The 23,058-nt window shown below is 49.2% G+C and carries 22 protein-coding genes and 1 tRNA gene; 12 read left to right on the plus strand and 11 right to left on the minus strand.

The features are described 5' to 3' along the window. Position 1: 1 nt before the first annotated feature. Positions 2-75: transfer RNA gene (locus K0335_RS17395), tRNA-Met, on the minus strand. A gap of 208 nt (positions 76-283) precedes the next feature. Here K0335_RS17395 and mltA point away from each other — a divergent pair. Then, positions 284-1,381 carry a murein transglycosylase A gene (gene mltA / locus K0335_RS17400; protein WP_000678652.1) on the plus strand — a complete coding sequence of 366 codons (1,098 nt, stop codon included), beginning with the start codon at positions 284-286 and terminating at the stop codon, positions 1,379-1,381. A 76-nt stretch (positions 1,382-1,457) separates the two neighbouring features. Beyond that, positions 1,458-2,264 (plus strand): tRNA cyclic N6-threonylcarbamoyladenosine(37) synthase TcdA, encoded by an 807-nt coding sequence (tcdA, locus tag K0335_RS17405; RefSeq protein WP_000117720.1) that lies wholly within the window; start codon positions 1,458-1,460, stop codon positions 2,262-2,264. 50 nt (positions 2,265-2,314) lie between these two features. On the opposite strand, the gene csdE is transcribed toward tcdA, so the two are convergent. Both csdE and csdA read right to left on the minus strand, forming a co-directional pair. Then, complete coding sequence (gene csdE / locus K0335_RS17410) at positions 2,315-2,758, minus strand: cysteine desulfurase sulfur acceptor subunit CsdE (RefSeq protein WP_000184286.1); 444 nt, start codon at positions 2,756-2,758, stop codon at positions 2,315-2,317. Next, the gene (gene csdA, locus K0335_RS17415) at positions 2,758-3,963 is read right to left on the minus strand and encodes a cysteine desulfurase CsdA (protein ID WP_000991048.1); all 1,206 of its coding nucleotides are present in this window, start codon (positions 3,961-3,963) and stop codon (positions 2,758-2,760) included. The genes csdE and csdA overlap by 1 nt, the downstream gene beginning before the upstream one ends. Before the next feature lie 188 nt (positions 3,964-4,151). On the opposite strand from csdA, the gene K0335_RS17420 reads away from it, so the two are divergent. The 4 genes from K0335_RS17420 (at position 4,152) to rlmM (ending at position 7,154) form a co-directional block, all read left to right on the plus strand. Beyond that, positions 4,152-4,379, plus strand: coding sequence for a YgdI/YgdR family lipoprotein (locus tag K0335_RS17420; protein WP_000750398.1), 228 nt, complete (start codon positions 4,152-4,154; stop codon positions 4,377-4,379). A gap of 350 nt (positions 4,380-4,729) precedes the next feature. After that, positions 4,730-5,647 carry a glycine cleavage system transcriptional regulator GcvA gene (gene gcvA / locus K0335_RS17425; RefSeq protein WP_000044392.1) on the plus strand — a complete coding sequence of 306 codons (918 nt, stop codon included), beginning with the start codon at positions 4,730-4,732 and terminating at the stop codon, positions 5,645-5,647. Positions 5,648-5,665: 18 nt separating this feature from the next. After that, entirely contained in the window at positions 5,666-6,061 is a 396-nt protein-coding gene (locus K0335_RS17430; protein ID WP_000203898.1) for a DUF423 domain-containing protein, read from the plus strand. Then, positions 6,054-7,154, plus strand: a complete 1,101-nt coding sequence (rlmM, locus tag K0335_RS17435; RefSeq protein ID WP_001045539.1) for a 23S rRNA (cytidine(2498)-2'-O)-methyltransferase RlmM — start codon at positions 6,054-6,056, stop codon at positions 7,152-7,154. The genes K0335_RS17430 and rlmM overlap by 8 nt, the downstream gene beginning before the upstream one ends. Before the next feature lie 53 nt (positions 7,155-7,207). Here rlmM and xni read toward each other — a convergent pair whose 3' ends face one another. From xni to queF, 5 genes are all read right to left on the minus strand, one after another. Beyond that, positions 7,208-7,963 (minus strand): flap endonuclease Xni, encoded by a 756-nt coding sequence (gene xni / locus K0335_RS17440; protein WP_002431867.1) that lies wholly within the window; start codon positions 7,961-7,963, stop codon positions 7,208-7,210. A 111-nt stretch (positions 7,964-8,074) separates the two neighbouring features. After that, on the minus strand, positions 8,075-9,442 hold the full coding sequence (gene sdaB / locus K0335_RS17445) for an L-serine ammonia-lyase II (RefSeq protein WP_000626404.1): 1,368 nt from the start codon (positions 9,440-9,442) through the stop codon (positions 8,075-8,077). A 57-nt stretch (positions 9,443-9,499) separates the two neighbouring features. Next, positions 9,500-10,789 carry an HAAAP family serine/threonine permease SdaC gene (sdaC, locus tag K0335_RS17450; protein ID WP_046076120.1) on the minus strand — a complete coding sequence of 430 codons (1,290 nt, stop codon included), beginning with the start codon at positions 10,787-10,789 and terminating at the stop codon, positions 9,500-9,502. Between the two features lie 551 nt (positions 10,790-11,340). Further along, positions 11,341-12,705: a nucleotide 5'-monophosphate nucleosidase PpnN gene (gene ppnN, locus K0335_RS17455; protein ID WP_000627981.1), complete on the minus strand. Its 1,365-nt coding sequence runs from the start codon at positions 12,703-12,705 to the stop codon at positions 11,341-11,343. 115 nt (positions 12,706-12,820) lie between these two features. Continuing rightward, positions 12,821-13,669: an NADPH-dependent 7-cyano-7-deazaguanine reductase QueF gene (queF, locus tag K0335_RS17460; protein ID WP_000100477.1), complete on the minus strand. Its 849-nt coding sequence runs from the start codon at positions 13,667-13,669 to the stop codon at positions 12,821-12,823. Between the two features lie 68 nt (positions 13,670-13,737). Here queF and syd point away from each other — a divergent pair, with 68 nt between their 5' ends. The 4 genes from syd to K0335_RS17480 all read left to right on the plus strand — a co-directional run bounded on the left by syd (position 13,738) and on the right by K0335_RS17480 (position 16,487). Then, positions 13,738-14,283, plus strand: a complete 546-nt coding sequence (syd, locus tag K0335_RS17465) for a SecY-interacting protein (RefSeq protein WP_000343994.1) — start codon at positions 13,738-13,740, stop codon at positions 14,281-14,283. 628 nt (positions 14,284-14,911) lie between these two features. Continuing rightward, a complete protein-coding gene (locus K0335_RS17470; protein ID WP_000988233.1) occupies positions 14,912-15,241 on the plus strand; it encodes a YqcC family protein in 330 nt (109 codons plus the stop codon). Further along, positions 15,241-16,023, plus strand: a complete 783-nt coding sequence (truC, locus tag K0335_RS17475; protein ID WP_104920146.1) for a tRNA pseudouridine(65) synthase TruC — start codon at positions 15,241-15,243, stop codon at positions 16,021-16,023. Before K0335_RS17470 ends, truC begins: the two co-directional genes overlap by 1 nt. Positions 16,024-16,040: 17 nt before the next feature. After that, positions 16,041-16,487: a flavodoxin gene (locus K0335_RS17480; RefSeq protein WP_104920145.1), complete on the plus strand. Its 447-nt coding sequence runs from the start codon at positions 16,041-16,043 to the stop codon at positions 16,485-16,487. Positions 16,488-16,583: 96 nt separating this feature from the next. Here the strand turns inward: K0335_RS17480 and K0335_RS17485 are convergent, their stop codons facing one another. The 3 genes from K0335_RS17485 to K0335_RS17495 are packed head-to-tail and all read right to left on the minus strand — an operon-like array spanning position 16,584 to position 19,589. Continuing rightward, the gene (locus K0335_RS17485; RefSeq protein WP_012599879.1) at positions 16,584-17,582 is read right to left on the minus strand and encodes a tripartite tricarboxylate transporter substrate binding protein; all 999 of its coding nucleotides are present in this window, start codon (positions 17,580-17,582) and stop codon (positions 16,584-16,586) included. Then, entirely contained in the window at positions 17,583-19,085 is a 1,503-nt protein-coding gene (locus K0335_RS17490) for a tripartite tricarboxylate transporter permease (protein ID WP_000502612.1), read from the minus strand. Positions 19,086-19,109: 24 nt separating this feature from the next. Continuing rightward, complete coding sequence (locus K0335_RS17495; RefSeq protein ID WP_000429763.1) at positions 19,110-19,589, minus strand: tripartite tricarboxylate transporter TctB family protein; 480 nt, start codon at positions 19,587-19,589, stop codon at positions 19,110-19,112. 765 nt (positions 19,590-20,354) lie between these two features. Between K0335_RS17495 and K0335_RS17500 the strand changes: the two genes are divergently transcribed. Both K0335_RS17500 and gudD read left to right on the plus strand, forming a co-directional pair. Next, a complete protein-coding gene (locus K0335_RS17500; RefSeq protein WP_219393964.1) occupies positions 20,355-21,695 on the plus strand; it encodes a glucarate dehydratase family protein in 1,341 nt (446 codons plus the stop codon). A 20-nt stretch (positions 21,696-21,715) separates the two neighbouring features. Beyond that, positions 21,716-23,056: a glucarate dehydratase gene (gene gudD, locus K0335_RS17505; protein WP_046076124.1), complete on the plus strand. Its 1,341-nt coding sequence runs from the start codon at positions 21,716-21,718 to the stop codon at positions 23,054-23,056. Positions 23,057-23,058 lie beyond the last annotated feature (2 nt).

The following is a 23,058-nucleotide window of genomic DNA, read 5'->3' on the forward strand; positions in this document are numbered from 1 at the left end:
GTTGCGGGGGCCGGATTTGAACCGACGACCTTCGGGTTATGAGCCCGACGAGCTACCAGGCTGCTCCACCCCGCGTCCGTGGAAGCGCACTATACTCCGCTCGCATTTTCATGCAACCTTTTTTTTACCCGGATCACGGATTTGGCATGATTTTGAGCAAAAACAAATCACTAAAGTCTATTTTTTGTGCAAAATTTGCGTCAGGGAGAGGCTGCTCATTTCATTAAACGCGGCGGTTTGTTATCTTCATTGCGCCTTATTTTTTAAACTGAAGAAGAGAACAATGAAAGGACGTTGGGTAAAGTACCTTCTTATGGGCACGGTTGTGGCAATGCTTGCCGCCTGCTCTTCCAAACCAACCGATCGCGGACAGCAATATAAAGACGGGAAATTTACCCAGCCTTTCTCTCTGGTAAACCAGCCAGATGCCGTTGGCGCGCCAATTAACGCCGGTGATTTTGCCGAGCAAATTAACCATATCCGTACTTCGTCACCGCGTCTGTATGGCAACCAGAGTAATGTTTATAATGCGGTGCAGGAGTGGCTACGCGCAGGCGGTGATACCCGCAATATGCGTCAGTTCGGCATTGACGCCTGGCAGATGGAAGGTGCCGACAACTATGGCAACGTGCAGTTTACGGGCTATTACACGCCTGTCATTCAGGCGCGCCATACCCGTCAGGGCGAGTTCCAGTATCCTATTTACCGTATGCCGCCAAAGCGTGGTCGTCTGCCGTCTCGTGCTGAGATCTACGCAGGAGCGTTGAGCGATAAATACATCCTCGCTTACAGCAACTCTCTGATGGATAACTTCATTATGGATGTGCAGGGTAGCGGGTATATCGACTTTGGTGATGGCAGTCCGCTTAACTTTTTCAGCTATGCAGGGAAAAACGGTCATGCCTATCGCAGCATCGGTAAGGTACTGATTGACCGTGGCGAAGTGAAAAAAGAAGATATGTCGATGCAGGCGATTCGTCACTGGGGTGAAACACACAGTGAAGCCGAGGTTCGCGAGCTGCTTGAGCAGAATCCTTCATTTGTTTTCTTTAAACCGCAGTCTTTTGCACCAGTGAAAGGAGCAAGTGCAGTACCGCTGGTTGGCCGCGCTTCAGTTGCCTCTGATCGTTCCATTATCCCGCCTGGTACAACCTTACTGGCAGAAGTGCCGCTGCTGGATAATAACGGCAAATTTAACGGTCAGTACGAACTGCGGCTGATGGTGGCGCTGGATGTCGGTGGTGCAATCAAAGGCCAACACTTCGATATTTATCAAGGTATCGGGCCGGAAGCCGGACACCGCGCAGGTTGGTACAACCACTATGGACGGGTTTGGGTGCTGAAAACCGCCCCGGGTGCAGGTAACGTCTTTAGCGGCTGATGTGATATTCTGTATACCGTTTTGACGGATATGACAGGGTGAGGGATAACCTCACCCTTTTTAATTCTGAGGTGCTATGTCTGTGGTAATTAGTGATGCCTGGCGTCAGCGTTTTGGTGGCACAGCGCGTCTGTATGGTGAAAAAGCGTTGCAACTGTTTGCTGATGCACATATTTGTGTGGTCGGTATTGGCGGTGTCGGCTCCTGGGCGGCGGAAGCGCTGGCGCGTACGGGGATTGGCGCAATCACGCTTATCGATATGGATGATGTGTGCGTCACCAATACCAATCGGCAAATTCACGCGCTGCGAGATAACGTCGGGCTGGCCAAAGCGGAAGTAATGGCGGAGCGTATTCGCCAGATTAACCCGGAGTGCCGTGTAACGGTGGTGGATGACTTCGTGACGCCGGATAACGTAGCGCAATATATGAGTGCCGGTTATTCGTACGTGATTGATGCCATTGATAGTGTGCGACCCAAAGCGGCGCTGATTGCTCATTGTCGGCGCAACAAAATCCCTCTGGTCACGACTGGTGGTGCTGGTGGGCAGATTGATCCGACGCAGATTCAGGTTACCGATCTGGCTAAAACGATTCAGGACCCGCTGGCGGCGAAGTTGCGCGAGCGCCTGAAAAGCGATTTTGGCGTAGTGAAAAACAGCAAAGGTAAGCTCGGCGTGGATTGCGTGTTCTCTACCGAAGCGCTGGTGTACCCGCAGTCAGACGGTACGGTGTGCGCGATGAAAGCCACGGCAGAAGGGCCGAAGCGGATGGATTGTGCATCTGGATTTGGGGCGGCGACGATGGTGACCGCCACCTTTGGTTTTGTTGCGGTTTCTCATGCGCTGAAGAAGATGATGGTGAAAGCGGCGCGTCAGGGGTAAACAATCAGGTCGGATGCGACGTGAACGTCTTATCCGACCTGGTTTTGTGCTTAACCCTGCTTCGCCGCCGCGATAATCGCCTCACTTAACGCATTCAACCCCTGGCTGCGTGAGGCGCTAAGCTGCCCACGCAATCCCAGCTCATCAAACAATGCCAGCGGCGACTGTGCCTGCAATTCGGCGGCGGTTTTCCCCTCAACGGCAGTCAACAACACTGCCAGCAGGCCGCGCACAATGCGTCCTTCGCTGTCGCCAAAGAAATGCATCGTGCCGTTTTCAGCCACGGTATACCCCAGCCAGACGCGGTTTTCGCATCCGGCAATCTCTTTAGCCTGCGCTTTTAACTCGTCTGGCAAAGCCGGAAGCTGTTTCCCCAACATAATTAGCTGACGATATTTGTCTTCCCATTGAGTCAACGGCGCGAAAGTATCGTGTAACGTCTCTACGGTAACGGTTGTGCCGAACGGATGTCCGGCGAATTGCGGGTTCGTCATTAATCCACCAATAATTCCAGCGCACGGTCAACGGCATTCACCAGCGCATCTACATCACTCTTTGTATTATATGGCGCAAAAGAGGCGCGCAGTGTGCCGGTTACACCTAATTCTGCCAATAGCGGCTGAGCGCAATGCTGCCCGGCCCGCAGGGCAATGCCGTACTCCGCCAGCAGCGTCACCATATCGCTGTGATGAACGCCAGCAAAATCAAAGGCCAGCAGGCTGGAATCCTGGCAGCGGAATGAACGAAAGCCTGGACGTTTCGTCAGCGCATCTTCCGCCAGCGTTGCTAAGCTACGGCTCCAGCTTTCGGCCTGGTTGATATCGTAATCTGCCAGCCATTCCAGCGCCGCACTTAACCCAATTACGCCAGCCACATTTGGCGTTCCGGCTTCCAGTTTCCACGGCACGGATTGAGGGGTGAAGCTGTCAAAACTCACTTCGTGAATCATTTTACCGCCACCCAGCCAGGGTGACATCGCTTCCAGCAGTTCTGGTTTGCCATACAGCACGCCGATACCTGTCGGGCCATACAGTTTGTGACCTGAAAAAGCATAGAAATCAATATCCAGTTGCTGAACATCTGCGGGGAAATGTACTGCTCCTTGGGCACCATCAACCATCACTATCACCCCTGCGGCGTGGGCAAAAGTGATTGCTCGCGCCAGATCCGGGCAACCGCCAGTGACATTCGACATTTGCCCCAGAGCAAGAATCCGGCTACGAGGTGTGATCAGCTCCGGCAACAAATCGACATCCGGCAACCATTGCGCATTAAGCGGCAATTTCACCACTTTGGCTCCGGTTTGTTGGGCGACCATCAGCCAGGGGACGAGGTTGGCGTGGTGCTCTGCCACACTGACAATAATTTCATCGCCCGGTTGCAGACGCGGACGGGCATAGCATTGCGCCACCATGTTGATGGATTCAGTGGTGCCGCGCGTCCAGACGATAGTTTTATCATCCGGTGCATTCAGTAATTGCGCTACTTTCTCCCGTGCAGCTTCATAACGCGCGGTCAGGCGTTGGGCTTCGGCAAACTGACTGCGATGGACGTTTCCGGCGCTCAGGCTGTAAAACTGTTGGGTGGCTTCAACCACGGCTTCAGGTTTAAGCGCGGTCGCGGCGCTGTCGAGATAGACGCCCGCATCCTGTAGCGCGGGAAATTGCGCACGAAATTGCGCGGGATTAAATGCGTTCATGATGTACCTCAGTTAATCGGCCGATCGTGGCGTAAAAATGCAGCCGACACAAGGGGGGCATAACCATCGGAATAATCTTGATATCCTGGCGAAACCGGAGATGTGTCATAAGCTAATTAATGTTAGGTAAATATTTCTGTCTGTTACTTTGTTCATTATTTAGCATAAAACGCTGTAAGGAGAATAAGATGAAAAAGACTGCCGCAATTATTTCCGCTTGTATGCTGACTTTTGCCCTGAGCGCCTGTTCCGGTTCGAACTATGTGATGCACACCAATGACGGACGTACCATCGTCTCTGACGGCAAACCACAGACTGATAACGATACTGGTATGATTTCGTATAAAGACGCTAATGGCAACAAACAGCAGATTAACCGTACCGACGTGAAAGAGATGGTCGAACTGGATCAGTAATTCGCGATCGCAAGGTAAAAAAAAGCACCGCAATAAGGCGGTGCTACATTAATCACTATGGACAGACAGGGTAAATGTACAGGAAGTGAAAAAGGGTAGCTATGCTACCGTGGTCTGAATCGCAGACCAATTGCAAACACAACAACACAACATCACAACCGTAAGCCAAAAGTTCACCAGAACACGCATTCCGATAAAACTTTTCGTTCCGGCTCAGGAAGTGCCGCCACTATAGGTATTTGCTGGTAGAAGCTCAACGGACAATTTATAATGGCTCAGATTAAAAAAACTAATAGGTTACGTAGTGTAGCCTGATTGTTAAATCTTTTTAACATCAAAGTCTAAAAGCCATGTCAAAACGTTTACCACCCCTCAATGCTCTGCGTGTTTTTGATGCTGCAGCACGACATTTAAGCTTCACGCGAGCAGCTGATGAGCTTTTTGTGACGCAGGCCGCAGTAAGCCACCAAATCAAGTCTCTTGAGGATTTCCTGGGGTTAAAACTGTTCCGTCGCCGTAACCGTTCTCTACTTTTAACGGAAGAAGGACAAAGTTACTATCTCGATATCAAAGAGATATTTTCGCAGCTAACGGAAGCAACACGTAAACTTCAGGCGCGAAGTGCGAAAGGGGCGTTAACGGTCAGTTTATTACCCAGTTTCGCCATTCAATGGTTGGTTCCTCGTCTCTCCAGCTTTAATACAGCTTATCCGGGAATTGATGTCAGAATTCAGGCGGTGGACCGTCAGGAAGATAAACTGGCGGATGATGTTGATGTGGCAATTTTTTATGGCCGGGGCAACTGGCCAGGTTTACGTGTTGAAAAACTCTACGCAGAATATCTCCTTCCGGTATGTTCACCTCTGCTTTTGACCGGAGACAAGCCGTTAAAAACGCCTGAAGATCTCGCTAAACACACCTTATTGCATGATGCCTCTCGCCGTGACTGGCAAACTTACATTCGGCAGTTGGGGTTAAATCATATTAATGTGCAACAGGGGCCGATTTTCAGCCATAGTGCGATGGTGTTGCAGGCAGCGATTCACGGACAGGGCGTGGCACTGGCGAACAATGTTATGGCGCAGTCGGAGATTGAGGCCGGGCGACTTGTTTGCCCATTTAACGATGTTCTGGTCAGTAAGAACGCATTTTATCTGGTTTGTCATGACAGCCAGGCAGAACTCGGTAAAATAGCGGCTTTCCGCCAGTGGATTCTGGAAAAAGCGGCGAGTGAACAAGAGAAATTCCGCTTTCGTTACGAACAATAACTTACGTAGGGTACTAGCATGACCAGCCGTTTTATGCTGATTTTTGCCGCCATCAGCGGTTTCATTTTTGTTGCTCTGGGGGCTTTTGGCGCTCATGTCCTGAGCAAAACCCTGGGCGTGGTTGAAATGGGTTGGATCCAGACCGGCCTTGAGTATCAGGCGTTTCATACTCTGGCGATCTTAGGTCTGGCGGTGGCGATGCAACGTCGGATAAGCATCTGGTTCTACTGGAGCAGTGTATTTCTGGCGTTAGGTACGGTGTTGTTTAGCGGCAGCCTTTATTGCCTGGCGCTCTCTCATTTGCGCCTGTGGGCGTATGTTACTCCTGTCGGTGGCGTTAGCTTTCTGGCAGGTTGGGTTCTCATGTTAATTGGCGCTATCCGTTTGAAGCGTAAGGGCGTAAGTCATGAATAAGGTTGTATTGTTGTGTCGCCCAGGCTTCGAAAAAGAGTGTGCCGCAGAAATCACGGACAAAGCAGGGCGACAAGAGATTTTCGGTTTTGCTCGTGTGAAAGAGAATGCGGGTTATGTCATTTATGAATGTTATCAAGCTGAAGATGGCGATAAATTAATTCGTGAATTGCCATTCAGCTCGTTGATCTTTGCCCGTCAGTGGTTTGTGGTGGGCGAGTTGCTTCAGCATTTACCACCAGAAGATCGCATTACCCCTATAGTCGGCATGTTGCAGGGTGTGGTGGAGAAAGGCGGTGAGTTGCGTGTTGAAGTTGCCGATACCAACGAAAGCAAAGAACTGCTCAAATTCTGTCGTAAATTCACGGTGCCATTACGTGCAGCATTGCGTGATGCAGGTGTCCTTGCGAACTATGAAACGCCGAAGCGTCCGGTGGTGCATGTGTTCTTTATTGCACCAGGTTGCTGCTATACCGGTTATTCTTACAGCAATAATAATTCACCGTTCTATATGGGCATTCCGCGTCTGAAGTTCCCGGCAGATGCACCAAGCCGTTCCACGCTCAAACTGGAAGAGGCATTTCATGTATTTATTCCGGCAGATGAGTGGGATGAACGTCTGGCAAACGGAATGTGGGCAGTGGATCTGGGGGCTTGCCCTGGCGGTTGGACTTACCAGTTAGTGAAGCGCAACATGTGGGTATATTCCGTTGATAACGGCCCGATGGCGCAAAGTTTGATGGATACCGGCCAGGTCACATGGCTACGGGAAGATGGTTTTAAATTCCGTCCGACGCGTAACAACATTTCCTGGATGGTGTGCGATATGGTTGAGAAACCTGCAAAAGTAGCTGCACTGATGGCGCAATGGCTGGTTAATGGCTGGTGCCGTGAAACCATCTTCAACCTCAAACTGCCAATGAAAAAACGCTACGAAGAAGTGTCACATAATCTGGCGTACATTCAGGCTCAGCTTGATGAACATGGTATTAATGCCCAGATTCAGGCGCGACAGTTGTATCACGATCGCGAAGAAGTGACGGTGCATGTCCGTCGTATATGGGCTGCTGTTGGTGGTCGTCGCGACGAACGCTAATCTCTGACTACCTGTGCCGGAAGCTGTTACTGTCTGCTTCCGGCATTGGTTTATCAGCGTTTAAGTCTTAGCTGTTGTAAATTGCCATCAATATGCACATCAGTTTGTAAACGGGCGATATCGCGGCACAGAAACGCCATCTCTTTATGCATTTCTAATTTTTTGCGCCACTTTTCGGCTACCGCGTCGAGATTCTCATATATCCCTTCCAGACTTTGAAACTCGACCAGCAATTGCGTAGCGCTTTTTGGCCCGATCCCCGCAACGCCTGGCACTTTTGAACTGCTGATCCCCGCCAGCCCCCAATAATCGGGTAACTGTTGCGGTTGAACGCCAAATTCTTTATCGATAAACGGCGCATCCAACCAGCGTTTTTGAAAATAATCACGAATACGCAGAGTCGGTGAAAGCAGTTGGCAGTAGCCTTTATCAGTTGAAACTATGGTCGCCTGATGCCCGGCTTGAGTGACTTTTACTGCCAATGTGGCAGCCAGGTCGTCAGCTTCGTTGCCAGTGGCAGACCAACACGGTACGCCTCGTTGTTCAAAGGCGGCACGTAACGTGGGCATTTCGTTGTGCAACTCATCCGGCATCGGCGGTCGACCCGCTTTATAGTCTGGCAGGCGCTGATGACGCCAGCCACTGTTACGGTTTTCATCATCAAAAACGGCAACCACGTGAGTCGGCTGACTATGCATAATAAGCTGATCAAGGGCATGCTGGCAGGTCTCCACGCAGGGTGAACCCTGAACGGCATGAATGCGACGGATAAGATTCAGTGCATCGACAATAAGCAAATGAACAGCCACGATAACCCCCTTAAAGATCAGGCGATAAGGGTAACATTCGATGCCGGAACAGGCTATGGCTGGTTGAGAAAACAGGAAGAGGCCTCGCAAAACGAGGCCTCTGGAGAGCGCTTAATCGCAGGCAACGATCTTCATTGCCAGGCCACCACGAGAGGTTTCGCGGTACTTGGCATTCATGTCTTTCCCTGTTTCGTACATGGTCTCGATAACTTTATCGAGGCAGACGCGCGGCTCGCTGGTACGGCGCAGCGCCATACGTGCAGCATTCACCGCTTTCACTGCCGCAATGGCGTTACGCTCGATGCATGGCACCTGGACCTGTCCGGCGACCGGGTCACACGTCAGACCGAGGTTATGCTCCATGGCGATTTCCGCCGCGATGCACACCTGCGCCGGGCTTGCGCCTAACAGTTCTGCCAGACCAGCAGCCGCCATAGAGCACGCCACGCCAACTTCACCCTGGCAACCCACTTCAGCACCAGAAATCGAGGCGTTCATTTTATAAAGAGAGCCAATGGCGCTGGCAACCAGCAGGTAACGAGCCAGTGAGTTAGCGTTCACTTCGCGGATAAACTTGTCGTAGTACGCCAGCACGGCCGGGATAATCCCGCACGCACCGTTAGTCGGCGCAGTCACCACGCGACCGCCCGCAGCGTTCTCTTCATTCACTGCCAGTGCGAACATGTTGATCCAATCAACAACCGCCATCGGGTCAGTGGTGGTTTTATCCTGGCTGACCAGCATCCGGCGTAGTGCCGCAGCACGGCGTGGAACGCGCAGTTTGCCAGGCAACACGCCTTCGGTGGAAATACCGCGCTCAATACCGCCACGCATGACTTCCCAGACATTCGCCAGGTGCTGTTCCAGCTCTTCTTTGCTGTGCAGCGCCAGCTCGTTTTTCATCATCAGGCCAGAGAGTGACAGCCCGGTTTCCTGACAATGTTTTTGCAGATCGGCTGCTGAACTGTACGGATAAGGAACTTCAACCGGTGCGCTATCCTGCTGGCCAAAATGTTCTTCATCAACGATAAAACCACCGCCGATAGAGTAGTAAGTCTGGCTGTAAACGACTTTATCGCCCGCCAGCGCGGTAATGCGCATACCGTTTTCATGTAGAGAAAGGTTGTCGGCATGGAAGTTCATGCACTGATCAACCGGGAACTCCACTTCGTGCTGACCGTTTGCCAGCATCAGGCGACCATGAGTATTCACATCCTGAATAAAACCAGGGATGGAATCGATATCCACGGTATCCGGCAGGTTACCCGCCAGGCCCATAATAATGGCGATATCAGTGTGGTGGCCTTTACCGGTCAGAGAGAGCGAGCCGTACACGTCAACCACCACGCGGGTCACGTCTTTAAGCAGGTTACGGGCAATCAGATCGTCGGTAAATTGTTTACCCGCTTTCATTGGTCCAACGGTATGAGAACTGGAAGGGCCAATGCCGATTTTGAAAATATCGAATACGCTAATCATAGGAAATACATCGCGTTAAAACGGAGGAAGCGCCGCCCGAAAGCGGCGCGAAAGAACTTAGCTGAACAGAGAGTAGAAGATTGCGGAGATTGCAATCAGACCCATCACGACAACGAATACGTTGCTGATGTGACCGCTGTACTTACGCATTGCCGGTACTTTCTGGATTGCGTACATCGGCATCAGGAACAGGATCATCGCGATGATTGGGCCGCCCAGGGTTTCAATCATACCCAGGATGCTCGGGTTCAGGGTGGCAACAATCCAGGTCGTTACCAGCATGAACAGCGCAGTGATACGGTTCAGCTTGTTGATTTCGATAGACTTACCTTTACCACGCAGAGATTTAATCACCATACCGTTGAAGCCTTCACGTGCGCCCAGGTAGTGGCCGAGGAAGGATTTGGTGATAGCGATAATCGCGATAATCGGAGCCATCCACGCGATGATCGGTGCGTTAAAGTGGTTAGCCAGGTAAGACAGAATCGAGATGTTCTGCTCTTTAGCCGCAGCCAGGTCTGCCGGAGACAGGCTCAGTACGCAGCTGAAAACGAAGAACATTACAGTCAGCACCATCATGATGTGTGCGAATGCCAGGATCTTCGAGCATTTCTTTTCTGCCATATCGCCGTACTCTTCACGCTTCGCAACGGCGAAAGAAGAGATGATCGGAGAGTGGTTGAACGAGAACACCATTACCGGAATCGCCAGCCACAGGGTCATCCACAGACCGTTTCCGGTTGCAGATGCAGTGTCCAGAGACAGAGTTTCCAGTGCTGCGCCGTTCCACTGCGGGATCAGGTACAGAGCCAGCAGCATCAGGACGCCAACAAACGGGAATACCAGAATACTCATCGCCTTAACGATCATCTGCTCACCGAAGCGAACGATGGTCATCATACCCACGATCAGGATCAGCGACAGAATCGCACGCGGCGGCGGCGTCATGCCCAGCTGGTGGGTCATGAAGCTTTCGACAGTGTTGGTGATTGCCACACTGTAAACCAGCAGGATCGGGTAGATAGCAAAGAAGTACAGCAGAGTAATCAGTTTACCAGCGCCAATACCAAAGTGTTCTTCTACCACCTCGGTGATGTCTTCGCCTGGGTTTTTACCAGACAGCACGAAGCGGGTCAGGCCACGGTGCGCGAAAAACGTCATCGGGAACGCGAGAATAGCCATGATGATCAGCGGGATCATACCGCCAACACCGGCGTTGATTGGCAGGAATAGTACACCAGCACCGATCGCTGTGCCGTACAGGCCCAGCATCCACATGGTGTCAGTTTTGCGCCATGCACTACGTGAGTCTTTCGACACAATCGTGCTGGTTTGAGTCGTTTCCATCAATTTCTCCTGGAGAATGCAAAAAATCAGGTTTTTGGTCAGGCCGGCCGTGAAAGGGGCATAACCGTAAAATGAAATCTGTCTGTGGACGACGGGAGTAATCATTTTCCGCCGTAATAATTTGAGGGCGGAAAGATACACACAAGTTATGTTTCTATCAGTGATCTCGATCTCAAATACAATAATCCACTTGTAAGATGGATATTCTCAAATCATTACTCTGTAAATTAAAAGTAAAAGAGAATTTAAGGGCGATAATCACAGGTTTGACAACATATGACCACTTCTCAGGCGCGCATGATATGTAGGTTAATCTGAGAATTTCAACACTTTTAGCCAATAATTGTGCTTTATTTTATTTGTCAGAGATAAAATATGGTCTTCTGAAAAAGGAAAACGTTTGCCTTGCAATATAAATTGTCTGACATATTCAGATTAATGATATAAAAATGAGCGAAACAGTGGAAACATTCAGATAACAAATGAAACGGATTGATAATTAAACAGCTGAATGGGAAAGCCCGACAACGAAGGTTGCCGGGTGGAGGGGATTAAGTGCGGATTTCGTAACAGGGAATATAAGCAGAACCGGGTAACTTCATACGATGTTGGGCAACAAAGCCCTGCAGCAGATCATCCATACGACGCATAATTTCCTTATCGCCGTTGATTTTATAAGGACCGAACTCTTCAATAGCGCGGATGCCAACTTCTTTCACGTTACCCGCCACAATACCGGAGAATGCACGACGTAGATCGGCAGCCAGCACTTCGACAGGTTGATCGGGATAAAGCTTCAGATTAGCCATATTCTCGTGAGTCGGCTCAAACGGCATTTGCAGATCTGGTGTGATGCGCATCGACCAGTTAAAGCTGTAGGCATCGCCTGTATCACGGCGATTTTCTTTCACCAGCGGCATCGATTTTTTCATCTGCCGGGCAACTTCGGCGGCATCATCAATGATAATGCGATAATGGCGGCGCGCACTTTCCCCCAGCGTATGGACAACAAATTCATCCAGTACGCGGAAGTAATCGGCGCTCTCTTTCGGCCCGGTGAGGATCAGCGGTAAAACCTGATCTTTGTTGGCCGGATTCATCAAAATCCCCAGCAGATACAGCAGCTCCTCCGCCGTACCTACACCACCAGGGAAGATGATGATGCCGTGGGCGATACGGACAAACGCTTCCAGCCGTTTTTCGATATCCGGCATGATGATCAATTCGTTGACCAGCGGGTTAGGTGGTTCTGCAGCAATGATCGATGGCTCTGTCATACCAATAAAACGGCTGTCTTTGTAACGCTGCTGGGCATGGCCCACTGCCGCGCCTTTCATTGGCGCCTCCATCGCTCCCGGACCACATCCGGTACAGATATTCAGCTCACGCAGACCAAGTTGATTGCCGACGCGACGCGCATACAGATATTCAGTTTCATTAATTGAGTGACCACCCCAGCACACCACCATATTTGGCGCTTCACCCACGTGCAGCGCACGGGCGTTACGCAATATAGAAAACACGAGGTTGGTGATATGAACAGAATTATCGAGATTCAGGTTCGGAAAGCGGACAGTGTTATGGATTTGCCCATAGACAAACAGTATATCGCGCAGCACCGCAAACAGGTTGGCCTGTAGTGAGCGGATAATCCGGCCATCAACGAAAGCATCTTCCGGTGGATTAATCAGTTCCAGTTTTACGCCGCGTTCACGGCGAAGAACGTTTATATCGAAGTTTTCGAAACGAGACAGCAGTTCTTTACTGTTGTCAGTTAAACTGCCGGAGTTGAGTACGGCGAGAGAACAGTTACGAAACAGTTGATAGAGGTCGCTGCTGGCGGTGCGTTTAAGCATATCCACTTCCAGCTGCGACAACATATCCATGGAGCCAAGCGGGCTAATATGTGTAATCAAGAAAAACTCCTTATGGGACGAGTGTCGTCATTCCCTGCTGATTACAATAGCCCTGCCTTATGACATTTAACAACCTTGCGCGCGGAATCTGCCACGCAAAAATGATAAATAAAGTTTACTGACGAACCAGACGCCCGGTAGAGGGCTGGAAATTGCAGTTGCTGCGCCATGGGTTAATATCCAGACCGCCGCGCCTCGTATAACGGGCATAGACGCTAAGTTCTTCTGGCTGGCATAAGCGCAATATATCGCTGAAAATACGCTCAACGCACTGTTCATGGAACTCGTTATGGTGGCGGAAAGAGACCAGATAACGCAGCAGTTTCTCGCGATCAATCTTACGACCACGATACTGAATTTGAATAGATCCCCAGTCAGGCTGGTGGGTTATAAGGCAGTTTGATTTCAGCAGATGGCTGACCAGCGTCTCTTCGACCACTTTTTCACCGCTGGTGGCATTTTGCAGATAATCAGCATTGAAATCATAGTGATCAATTTCGATATCCTGATTATCAATGCAGGTGCCATGCAGGTGAGCAATGGGTTGCCCTTCCAGTTCATCAAGTTGATAGAGGGCAACACTAACTTCCCCCTGGGCGCAGGCACGTAGATCACGCTCCAGCGTCTGACGAACATCCTCCCAACTGTCAAAGCGCGTCTGGTTAAAGCTGTTGAGATACAACTTAAAGCTTTTCGACTCAATAAGATTGACGCTAGTGTAATCCAGTTCTACATGCCCGACCGCAACTTGTGGCAGACCTTTCGCATTCAGCCATGACAATTCATATAACGTCCAGATATCTGCGCCATGAAAAGGCAGATTATCTGCGGTCAATCCCAGCGGATCGCGATTCAGACTGCGTGGCACACCCTGCAACAGGCTGGCGTCATAAGTATCCCGGTAATCAGTTGATTTCCCGAGAGTCAGGCTGTGAAGCGCCTGATGGTTTTCATAAGAAGACATGTTTCACCGTGATAAACCAGTTACACTAAGCGACAAGTGTATCCTGGCTTATGTGAAGAGAGAAATTAGTGGACGAATTGACCGCGCAAGCCCTACGAGATTTTACGACCCGTTACTGCGATGCATGGCATGAAAAACACCATAGCTGGCCGCTTAGCGAAGAACTTTATGGTGTTCCGTCACCATGCATTATTTCGACAACCAGCGACGCAGTGTACTGGCAACCACAGCCATTCGTGGGTGAGCAAAATCTTGCCGCCGTTGAGCGCGCTTTTGATATTGTCCTGCAACCGGCAATCCAGACGTTTTACACGACTCAGTTTGCCGGGGATATGCATGCGCAGTTTGCTGAACATACTCTGACATTGCTGCAAACCTGGAGTGAGGATGATTTCAGACGTGTGCAGGAAAATCTTATCGGCCATCTGGTAACACAGAAACGTCTTAAGCTTTCTCCTACGCTATTTATCGCGACGCTGGAGAATGAACTCGACGTGATTTCCCTGTGTAATCTAAGTGGAGAAGTGTGTAAAGAGACTCTCGGAACACGTAATCGTCAGGTTCTTGCGCCATCTCTTGCGGAATTCCTTAAGCAGCTTAATCCTCTCCTGTAATCCACAATACCCAGAACGTTGTAGGAGATCTCTTACACACCTTGTAGGAGATCTGCAGCAAATAACTGAAGGGGTAATAACAATTCGGCAGTTAAATGCATTTAAATCATATAGATAGCTAGCGAAGGACTACTTTCATATGAAAATAACTTTAAGACAATACTTATAGGCTGGTTGTAAGACGAGGCAAAAAAGCCGATTCTATCTTCGTCGACAAGGAGTCGCACAGTGAAGTGAACGTCAGGAAGATGGCGCTTCAAAAGGACACACCAGGACGGTGCTACAAGGAAGACTTCAGGACGAAGTATAAAGGAAAACGCAGGATGCGTTAAGGGACACCTCCAGGACGGAGAACGAGAGCTGAACAGGATGGTCAGTGGGTCAGGAAGGCCAGGATGCTTCAGGATGAAGTAATCACACCGGGGTGGTGTGTGCAGGATGCGCGAGTTCAGGACGAACAACAGGTCGCAAGACCACAGGAAAAGTTGTCACGGATGAGCAGGGAGCAACAAATGTAGCTGGAATGCTGCAAAACGAATCGGGAGCACTGTTTATACAGTGCTCCCTTTTTTTATTTCCTCGTGGCAGATGCTATCCTTCGCAGCAGATTTCTTCCCTTGAGGTTTTCATGATGACGCATGAACAAGTGCGCCAGCAGTTGCTCGTCCTGGAGTCGCTGCTGCGTGAACATCAATTCTGGCAAACTGAGGCACCGCAAGCCCATCAGTTTACCAGCACGCAACCGTTCTTTATGGACACGATGGAACCGCTGGAGTGGCTCCAGTGGGTTTTAATCCCACGTATGCACGCTTTGCTGGATAGTCATCAGCCTTTACCTGATGCGTTTGCTGTGGCGCCATACTATGAAATGGCGCTGGAAAACGATCATCCTCAGCGGGAGCTGTTACTGGCAGAGCTGCAAAAGCTCGATGCCTTATTTGCGGATGATGCCAACTGATGCTGGAAATACTCTACCAGGATGAATGGCTGGTTGCGGTAAATAAACCTTCCGGCTGGCTGGTTCATCGCAGCTGGCTGGATCGCGACGAGAAAGTGGTGGTCATGCAAACCATTCGTGACCAGATAGGCCAGCATGTTTTTACTGCTCATCGTCTGGACCGTCCAACTTCTGGTGTGTTGTTGATGGGATTATCCAGTGAGGCCGGGCGGCTGTTAGCGCAACAGTTTGAACAGCACCAAATCCAGAAACGTTACCATGCGATTGTGCGTGGCTGGCTGATGGAAGAAGCAGTGCTGGATTATCCGCTGGTGGAAGAGCTGGATAAAATCGCCGATAAGTATGCCCGTGAAGATAAAGGCCCACAGCCAGCAGTGACGCAGTATCGCGGTCTGGCGACGGTTGAAATGCCAGTAGCGACCGGACGTTACCCGACCACGCGCTACGGCCTGGTGGAGCTGGAGCCGAAAACCGGACGCAAACATCAGCTTCGCCGACATCTTGCCCATTTGCGTCATCCGATAATTGGTGACAGCAAACATGGCGATTTACGCCAGAATCGCAGCGGTGCTGAACATTTTGGCCTCCAGCGCTTAATGCTACATGCCAGTCAGTTGTCATTGACGCATCCTTTTACTGGCGAGCTGTTGACGATTCATGCCGGGCTTGACGATATCTGGATGCAGGCATTATCACAATTTGGCTGGCGCGGTCTGCTTCCTGAAAATGAAAGGGTTGAGTTCAGTGGGCCAGCAGTCCAGGATGAAGAGATAAGTTCTTAATCCAGGGAGATAATCCAATGGCGGAAATTGGTATTTTTGTCGGTACGATGTACGGCAATTCACTGTTAGTCGCGGAAGAAGCCGAAGCAATTCTGACCGCGCAAGGTCATACCGTAAAGGTATTTGAAGATCCTGAATTAGCTGACTGGCAACCTTATCTGAATAAAGTTGCTCTGGTAGTGACTTCAACTACCGGGCAGGGTGATCTTCCTGACAGTATTGTGCCGCTCTATCAGGGAATTAAAGACCAACTTGGTTTTCAGCCTGATTTGCGTTACGGCGTAATTGCCCTTGGTGATAGTAGCTATGCCAATTTCTGCAACGGCGGAAAAATGTTCGATGCCCTGCTGCAGGATCAAAGTGCAATACGGGTTAGTGAAATGTTGTTAATTGATGCCAGCGAAAACCCGGAGCCAGAAACGGAATCCAATCCGTGGGTGGAGCAGTGGGGCACGCTGCTTTAATTCAAATCGAGACCCCGGCGCAATTATACGCCGGGGCATACTCGTCATACTTCACGTTGCAGGTGCTACGACGCGAATTATTGAGAGTGGGGGAGATTATTTCTTTGCAGATTTCAGCATATCTTTAAAAGGTTCGAGCTCTTGCTGAGTTTTATCGAGATAAGCATTTGCCTGGTCCCGATCAAGCCAGAAAGGTTCTTGTTGCAGTGAAGTACGTAACTCTTCCTGATATTTAGGGTTATCCTGAATTTTTTTGATAATTTCCCCCATTTTTTGCAGAATTTCAGGATTGGTGCCTTTGGGGAAAGCGACAACATAAGGGAATTCACTGGTGTAGTTAATTCCTTTTTCGACAAATGTCGGGAAATCACCAAATAATGGATTACGCTCAGGTCCCCCTTGCGCAAGAATGGTCATTTTCCCGGTAGTCTGGTAATCCTTAACCGCAGAATAAGCAACGACACCCAGGTCAATACGACCACTTAATAAACCAATTACGCGATCAGCCGCGGTGCCAGCATCCACGGTTTTGAGTTTAATTCCTGCCATTTGTTCAAGTTTTAAACCCTGCGTGTAAGTTAAGCCGCCGAATTCAGTACCATAAATTACCTTGCCAGGTTCCGCTTTAGCCTTAGCGATTAAGTCGTCAAGTGAGTTAATACCTGATTTTTTACTTGCTGTCAGAACATAAGTTCTGTTCATCCCGGCAATTGTGGCAATATCAAAATCTTTATAGTTGTAGTCGACGATACCCGTCATTTTGTTAATGACCATATGGCCGGTATGGCAGAATACGGCCTTGGTGCCATCAGCCGCAGCATTCTTGACGTTAGTGGTCGCAATACTGCCTGCAGAACCGGGCATATTCGTAATGACCAGCGGAACTCCTGCGACTTCCTTGAAATATTTTGCCAACAGACGAGCGTTCATATCGGTGTCACCACCGGCACTTGCGGTGATCACAAATTCAACAGGCTTTGTCGGCCAGTCAGTTGCTGCGTAAGCACTAAAACTGAGTGAACAGGTAATGAGAGAGGCTAAGATCGTTCTGGTTTTCATTGCGAAGTTCCTTTTTAAATGTAATTTTTGCGTCAATTATTTTCTTGCTTTCGCTTTTTTCCATTCACTCCAAATACACAGCAGAATAGAAACGATTGACAAGACGATAAACAAACAAGAAATAGGTGTAGTAACAAAGCCAGAAATTTGACCGTCAGAAAGTTGTAATGCCCGACGGAAGTTAGTTTCGGCCATAGAGCCAAGAATAAAACCGATGATGAATGGAGCCTGAGCGATAGAATATTTAACAAAGAAATAGCCTACGCCGCCAAATAGCAATATTGTCCAGATATCAAATATACGATTATTTAAACCAAAAGCACCGACAATACACAGAACCAGAATAACAGGCATCAGAATATGCTTTGGAACATTGAGTAAATGAGCAAAAATACGTAAGCCATAAAACTCAATAACCAACATTGCAAATGATGCAACAATTAATGCTGCGAAAATGGTATAAACCAATGCACCCTGAGTCATAAAAAGCATCGGACCAGGCGTGATGCCGTGTAACATAAATCCGCCAAGCAACATCGCAGTAACTGCATCGCCAGGAATACCCAGAGTCATTAATGGAACCAGTGCTCCACCAATACCTGCGTTATTTGCTGACTCTGATGCTACAACACCATCAATAATACCAGTGCCGTACTTCTCAGGGTGTTTGGATTGTTTTTTAGCAACGAGGTAGGCAAGAATGTTTGACGTTCCTGAGCCAATTCCCGGAAGAATGCCAACACCAATACCGATGGCAGATGAACGGAAACAGTTTGGCATTTGCCCGAAAAATTCTTTTAACGAGAAGCCAAAGCCACGTACGTTACGCATGGTAATTTTGCCGACCTGGGCATCTTCAGTGATATGTGCCGTTTCTGCGACTTTAAATAACTCACTGACAGCAAAAAGACCAATTAACACAGTCAGAACAGCAAACCCGTTGCTGAGTTCACTCATGCCAAATTCAAAACGTGGAACGGCATCAATCGGGGATAAACCTACAGTTGCACAAGCCATTCCCACTGCACCGGAAAAGATTCCACGGATCATATTCCCGGATGAGAGTGTTGCAATCAGCGTAAGGGAAAAAATGGCGATAGAAAAATATTCATGTGGGCCAAACTGTAGGGCAATTTCTGCCAATGGTGGAGCAATAAATACCAGTGTGGCAACACCCAACAATGTCCCGATAAAGGAATAAACAACACCGACCCCTAACGCTTTTACCCCTTCGCCTTTTTCCAGCATCGGATGACCTTCGAAGCATGTTGCTACCGATGATGGTGTGCCTGGTATTTTAAGTAAGATTGCTGATATCAGACCGCCGGATGTCGCCCCAATATATAATGCCGCAAGCAACGATATGCCCAGCGCAGCTTCCATTCCATAGGTGACAGGCAAAAATAGTGTAATTGCCATTACGGCTGTCAATCCTGGTACTGCACCAAAGATAATACCAACCGTTACGCCAGCCAGAATGTACAATAAATAAGTTGGTGTACCTACGGTTAAAATACCTTGTAAGAATAAATCACCCATTTTTTATCATCCTTGTAGTGTTAATCATAGTAATGCTCCCATTACACCGGCGGGTAACAAAATGTCGAATCCAAATCTAAAGAGGAAAAAGATAGACGACGAAACCACAAATGCGACAACCGCAAATAAAGGATAATTACGTTTTTTCTTGCGAGGCAGGAGAACCAATGTCTGCAAGAAAATGTAGATGGCACAGGAGATAACAAATCCCAAAGATTCCAGGAAAAAGATACAACAGAAGATTAAAGCAGCAGTTAATAACAGGCGTTGATAAGAAACTTTTGACGATTCTTCTTGTGTAACTTTGTTTTGTTGATGAAGTCTATACCCCTTAATCGTTTGGATTACACCCAAAAGAATGATGATAACAGCGATAGAGACTGGAAATGTTTGCGAATCTATCCCTTCACTTCCTGGGATTTGTAGCGCATAAACCCCATAAATCAGCCCGAAGATGAGCATCGAAATACCGAGAATAAATTCACTACGTTTATTATTCTCCATGAAATATACTCCATTTTTATAGGACGTCAGTGTAAATGCTATGGTGCGTTTTTAATAACTTGCCAGATAACGCAATTAAAATTATTAACTGTGACGTTTCCAGTATAGAAGGGGCATCATGATGAGAATATGTGCATTTGCATAATACTTATTGGTGAAGAAGAGAAAAAATTAAACGTGTGATCAGACGCACAATGTAATTAAAGTGTTATATTCGTCATGCTACGAGTTACATGTGCAGTGCCTTGAATTATTTAGCGTATATTTTATTAAAACAAGTTTAATCTTTAAAGATTAGTCATGAGTTATGGCTGGCTAAGGCTGATGACAACGCAAAATTATCTGGACTGCTCTTAATTGAGTAATGAATTTATCTTAATTCATTGAATTTAAAGTATTTTGTTGTGTGTCTGGTATTTGTGGTGTATCTGGCATTTACAAAGTACTCTTTTCAAAAGTGTGACTAATGTCTTTTATCCTCATTTTCGTGAAGTAGGTTGCTCTGACCAGGGCTTTTGCAACAAATGCCTTAAATTAGCCGGGTAAATATTGTGTTTTTGCACGGTGAGTCGTATCGATGCGCTTTTTATACTAATTACACAAGCTATATTCGGCAATATTATCGGTGTTGTTACGTCTGACGTGATGAGTAATGCCGTTGCCATTAATATTTCATTTTGTAGTGTGCTGTTGGTTATATCGAATTATCAGCCACCGGAGAATGATATTAAGCATACCGAATCCAAACCTGTCACAGGGCAAAAAATGACAACACAATCCAGTCCCATTATTACCGATATGAAGGTCATTCCGGTGGCCGGGCATGACAGCATGTTGCTTAATATTGGTGGTGCACATAACGCATATTTCACCCGCAATATTGTGGTACTCACCGATAATGCCGGGAATACCGGCATTGGTGAAGCACCGGGCGGAGAGGTGATTTATCAGACACTGGTCGATGCTATTCCGATGGTGCTGGGCCAGGAGGTCGCACGCCTGAATAAAGTGGTTCAGCAGGTGCATAAAGGTAATCAGGCTGCCGATTTTGATACCTTCGGCAAAGGCGCCTGGACTTTTGAATTGCGCGTTAATGCCGTGGCGGCGCTGGAAGCTGCCTTGCTTGACCTGTTAGGTAAGGCGCTGAATGTTCCAGTCTGCGAACTGTTAGGGCCAGGCAAACAACGCGATGCTATTATCGTCCTCGGTTATCTGTTTTATATCGGTGATCGGACTAAAACCGATCTTCCTTATCTGGAAAATACGCCGGGCAATCATGAGTGGTATCAGTTGCGGCATCAGAAAGCGATGAACAGCGAAGCCGTTGTGCGTCTGGCAGAAGCTTCACAGGATCGCTATGGTTTTAAAGATTTCAAACTTAAGGGCGGCGTGTTACCTGGCGAGCAAGAAATCGACACTGTTCGTGCATTGAAGAAACGCTTCCCGGATGCACGAATTACCGTTGATCCCAACGGTGCATGGCTGCTGGATGAAGCCATTTCTCTGTGCAAAGGGCTGAACGATGTGCTGACCTATGCGGAAGATCCATGCGGCGCAGAACAGGGTTTCTCCGGACGTGAAGTGATGGCGGAGTTTCGGCGGGCGACCGGCTTGCCCGTCGCGACCAACATGATTGCCACCAACTGGCGCGAAATGGGCCATGCGGTAATGCTCAATGCAGTAGATATTACACTTGCCGATCCGCATTTCTGGACGCTTTCCGGTGCAGTTCGCGTGGCGCAGCTTTGCGACGACTGGGGGCTGACCTGGGGCTGCCATTCCAATAATCACTTCGATATCTCTCTGGCGATGTTTACCCATGTGGGCGCGGCGGCACCGGGTAATCCTACCGCTATAGATACCCACTGGATTTGGCAGGAGGGGGATTGTCGCCTGACCAAAAATCCGCTGGAGATTAAAAACGGAAAAATTGCCGTTCCTGATGCGCCCGGCCTGGGCGTGGAACTGGACTGGGAACAGGTACAGAAGGCGCATGAAGCCTATAAACGTCTGCCTGGCGGTGCGCGTAACGACGCAGGCCCGATGCAGTATCTGATCCCCGGCTGGATCTTTGACCGTAAACGCCCCGTTTTCGGCCGTCACTGATTTTGAAAAAGGACATAGATATGAGTTCTCAATTTACGACGCCTGTTGTTACTGAAATGCAGGTCATCCCGGTGGCGGGTCATGACAGTATGCTGATGAATCTGAGTGGCGCACACGCACCGTTCTTCACGCGTAATATTGTGATTATCAAAGATAATTCTGGTCACACTGGCGTAGGGGAAATTCCCGGCGGCGAGAAAATCCGTAAAACGCTGGAAGATGCAATTCCGCTGGTGGTGGGTAAAACGCTGGGTGAATACAAAAACGTTCTGACGCTGGTGCGTAATACATTTGCCGATCGTGATGCCGGCGGGCGCGGTTTGCAGACATTTGATTTGCGGACCACTATTCATGTGGTTACCGGGATAGAAGCGGCAATGCTGGATCTGCTGGGGCAGCATCTGGGGGTTAACGTGGCATCGCTGCTGGGCGATGGTCAACAGCGTAGCGAAGTCGAAATGCTCGGTTATCTGTTCTTCGTCGGTAATCGCAAAGCCACACCGCTGCCGTATCAAAGCCAGCCGGATGACTCATGCGACTGGTATCGCCTGCGTCACGAAGAAGCGATGACGCCGGATGCGGTGGTGCGCCTGGCGGAAGCGGCATATGAAAAATATGGCTTCAACGATTTCAAACTGAAGGGCGGTGTACTGGCCGGAGAAGAAGAAGCCGAATCTATTGTGGCACTGGCGCAACGCTTCCCGCAGGCGCGTATTACCCTCGATCCTAACGGTGCCTGGTCGCTGAACGAAGCGATTAAAATCGGTAAATACCTGAAAGGTTCGCTGGCTTATGCAGAAGATCCGTGTGGTGCGGAGCAAGGTTTCTCCGGGCGTGAAGTGATGGCAGAGTTCCGTCGCGCGACTGGCCTGCCGACCGCAACCAATATGATCGCCACCGACTGGCGGCAGATGGGCCATACGCTCTCGTTACAATCCGTTGATATCCCGCTGGCGGATCCGCATTTCTGGACGATGCAAGGTTCGGTACGTGTGGCGCAAATGTGCCATGAATTTGGCCTGACCTGGGGTTCACACTCTAACAACCACTTCGATATTTCCCTGGCGATGTTTACCCATGTAGCCGCTGCTGCACCGGGTAAAATTACTGCTATTGATACGCACTGGATCTGGCAGGAAGGCAATCAGCGTCTGACCAAAGAACCGTTTGCGATCAAAGGCGGGCTGGTACAGGTGCCGCAAAAACCAGGATTGGGCGTAGAAATCGATATGGATCAGGTGATGAAAGCCCACGAGCTGTATCAGAAACACGGGCTTGGCGCGCGTGACGATGCAATGGGAATGCAGTACCTGATCCCAGGCTGGACGTTCGATAACAAGCGTCCATGCATGGTGCGTTAATC

The sequence above is a fragment of the Escherichia sp. GZ89 genome (genome assembly GCF_019366485.1).
Classification (GTDB): Bacteria; Pseudomonadota; Gammaproteobacteria; order Enterobacterales; family Enterobacteriaceae; genus Escherichia; species Escherichia fergusonii.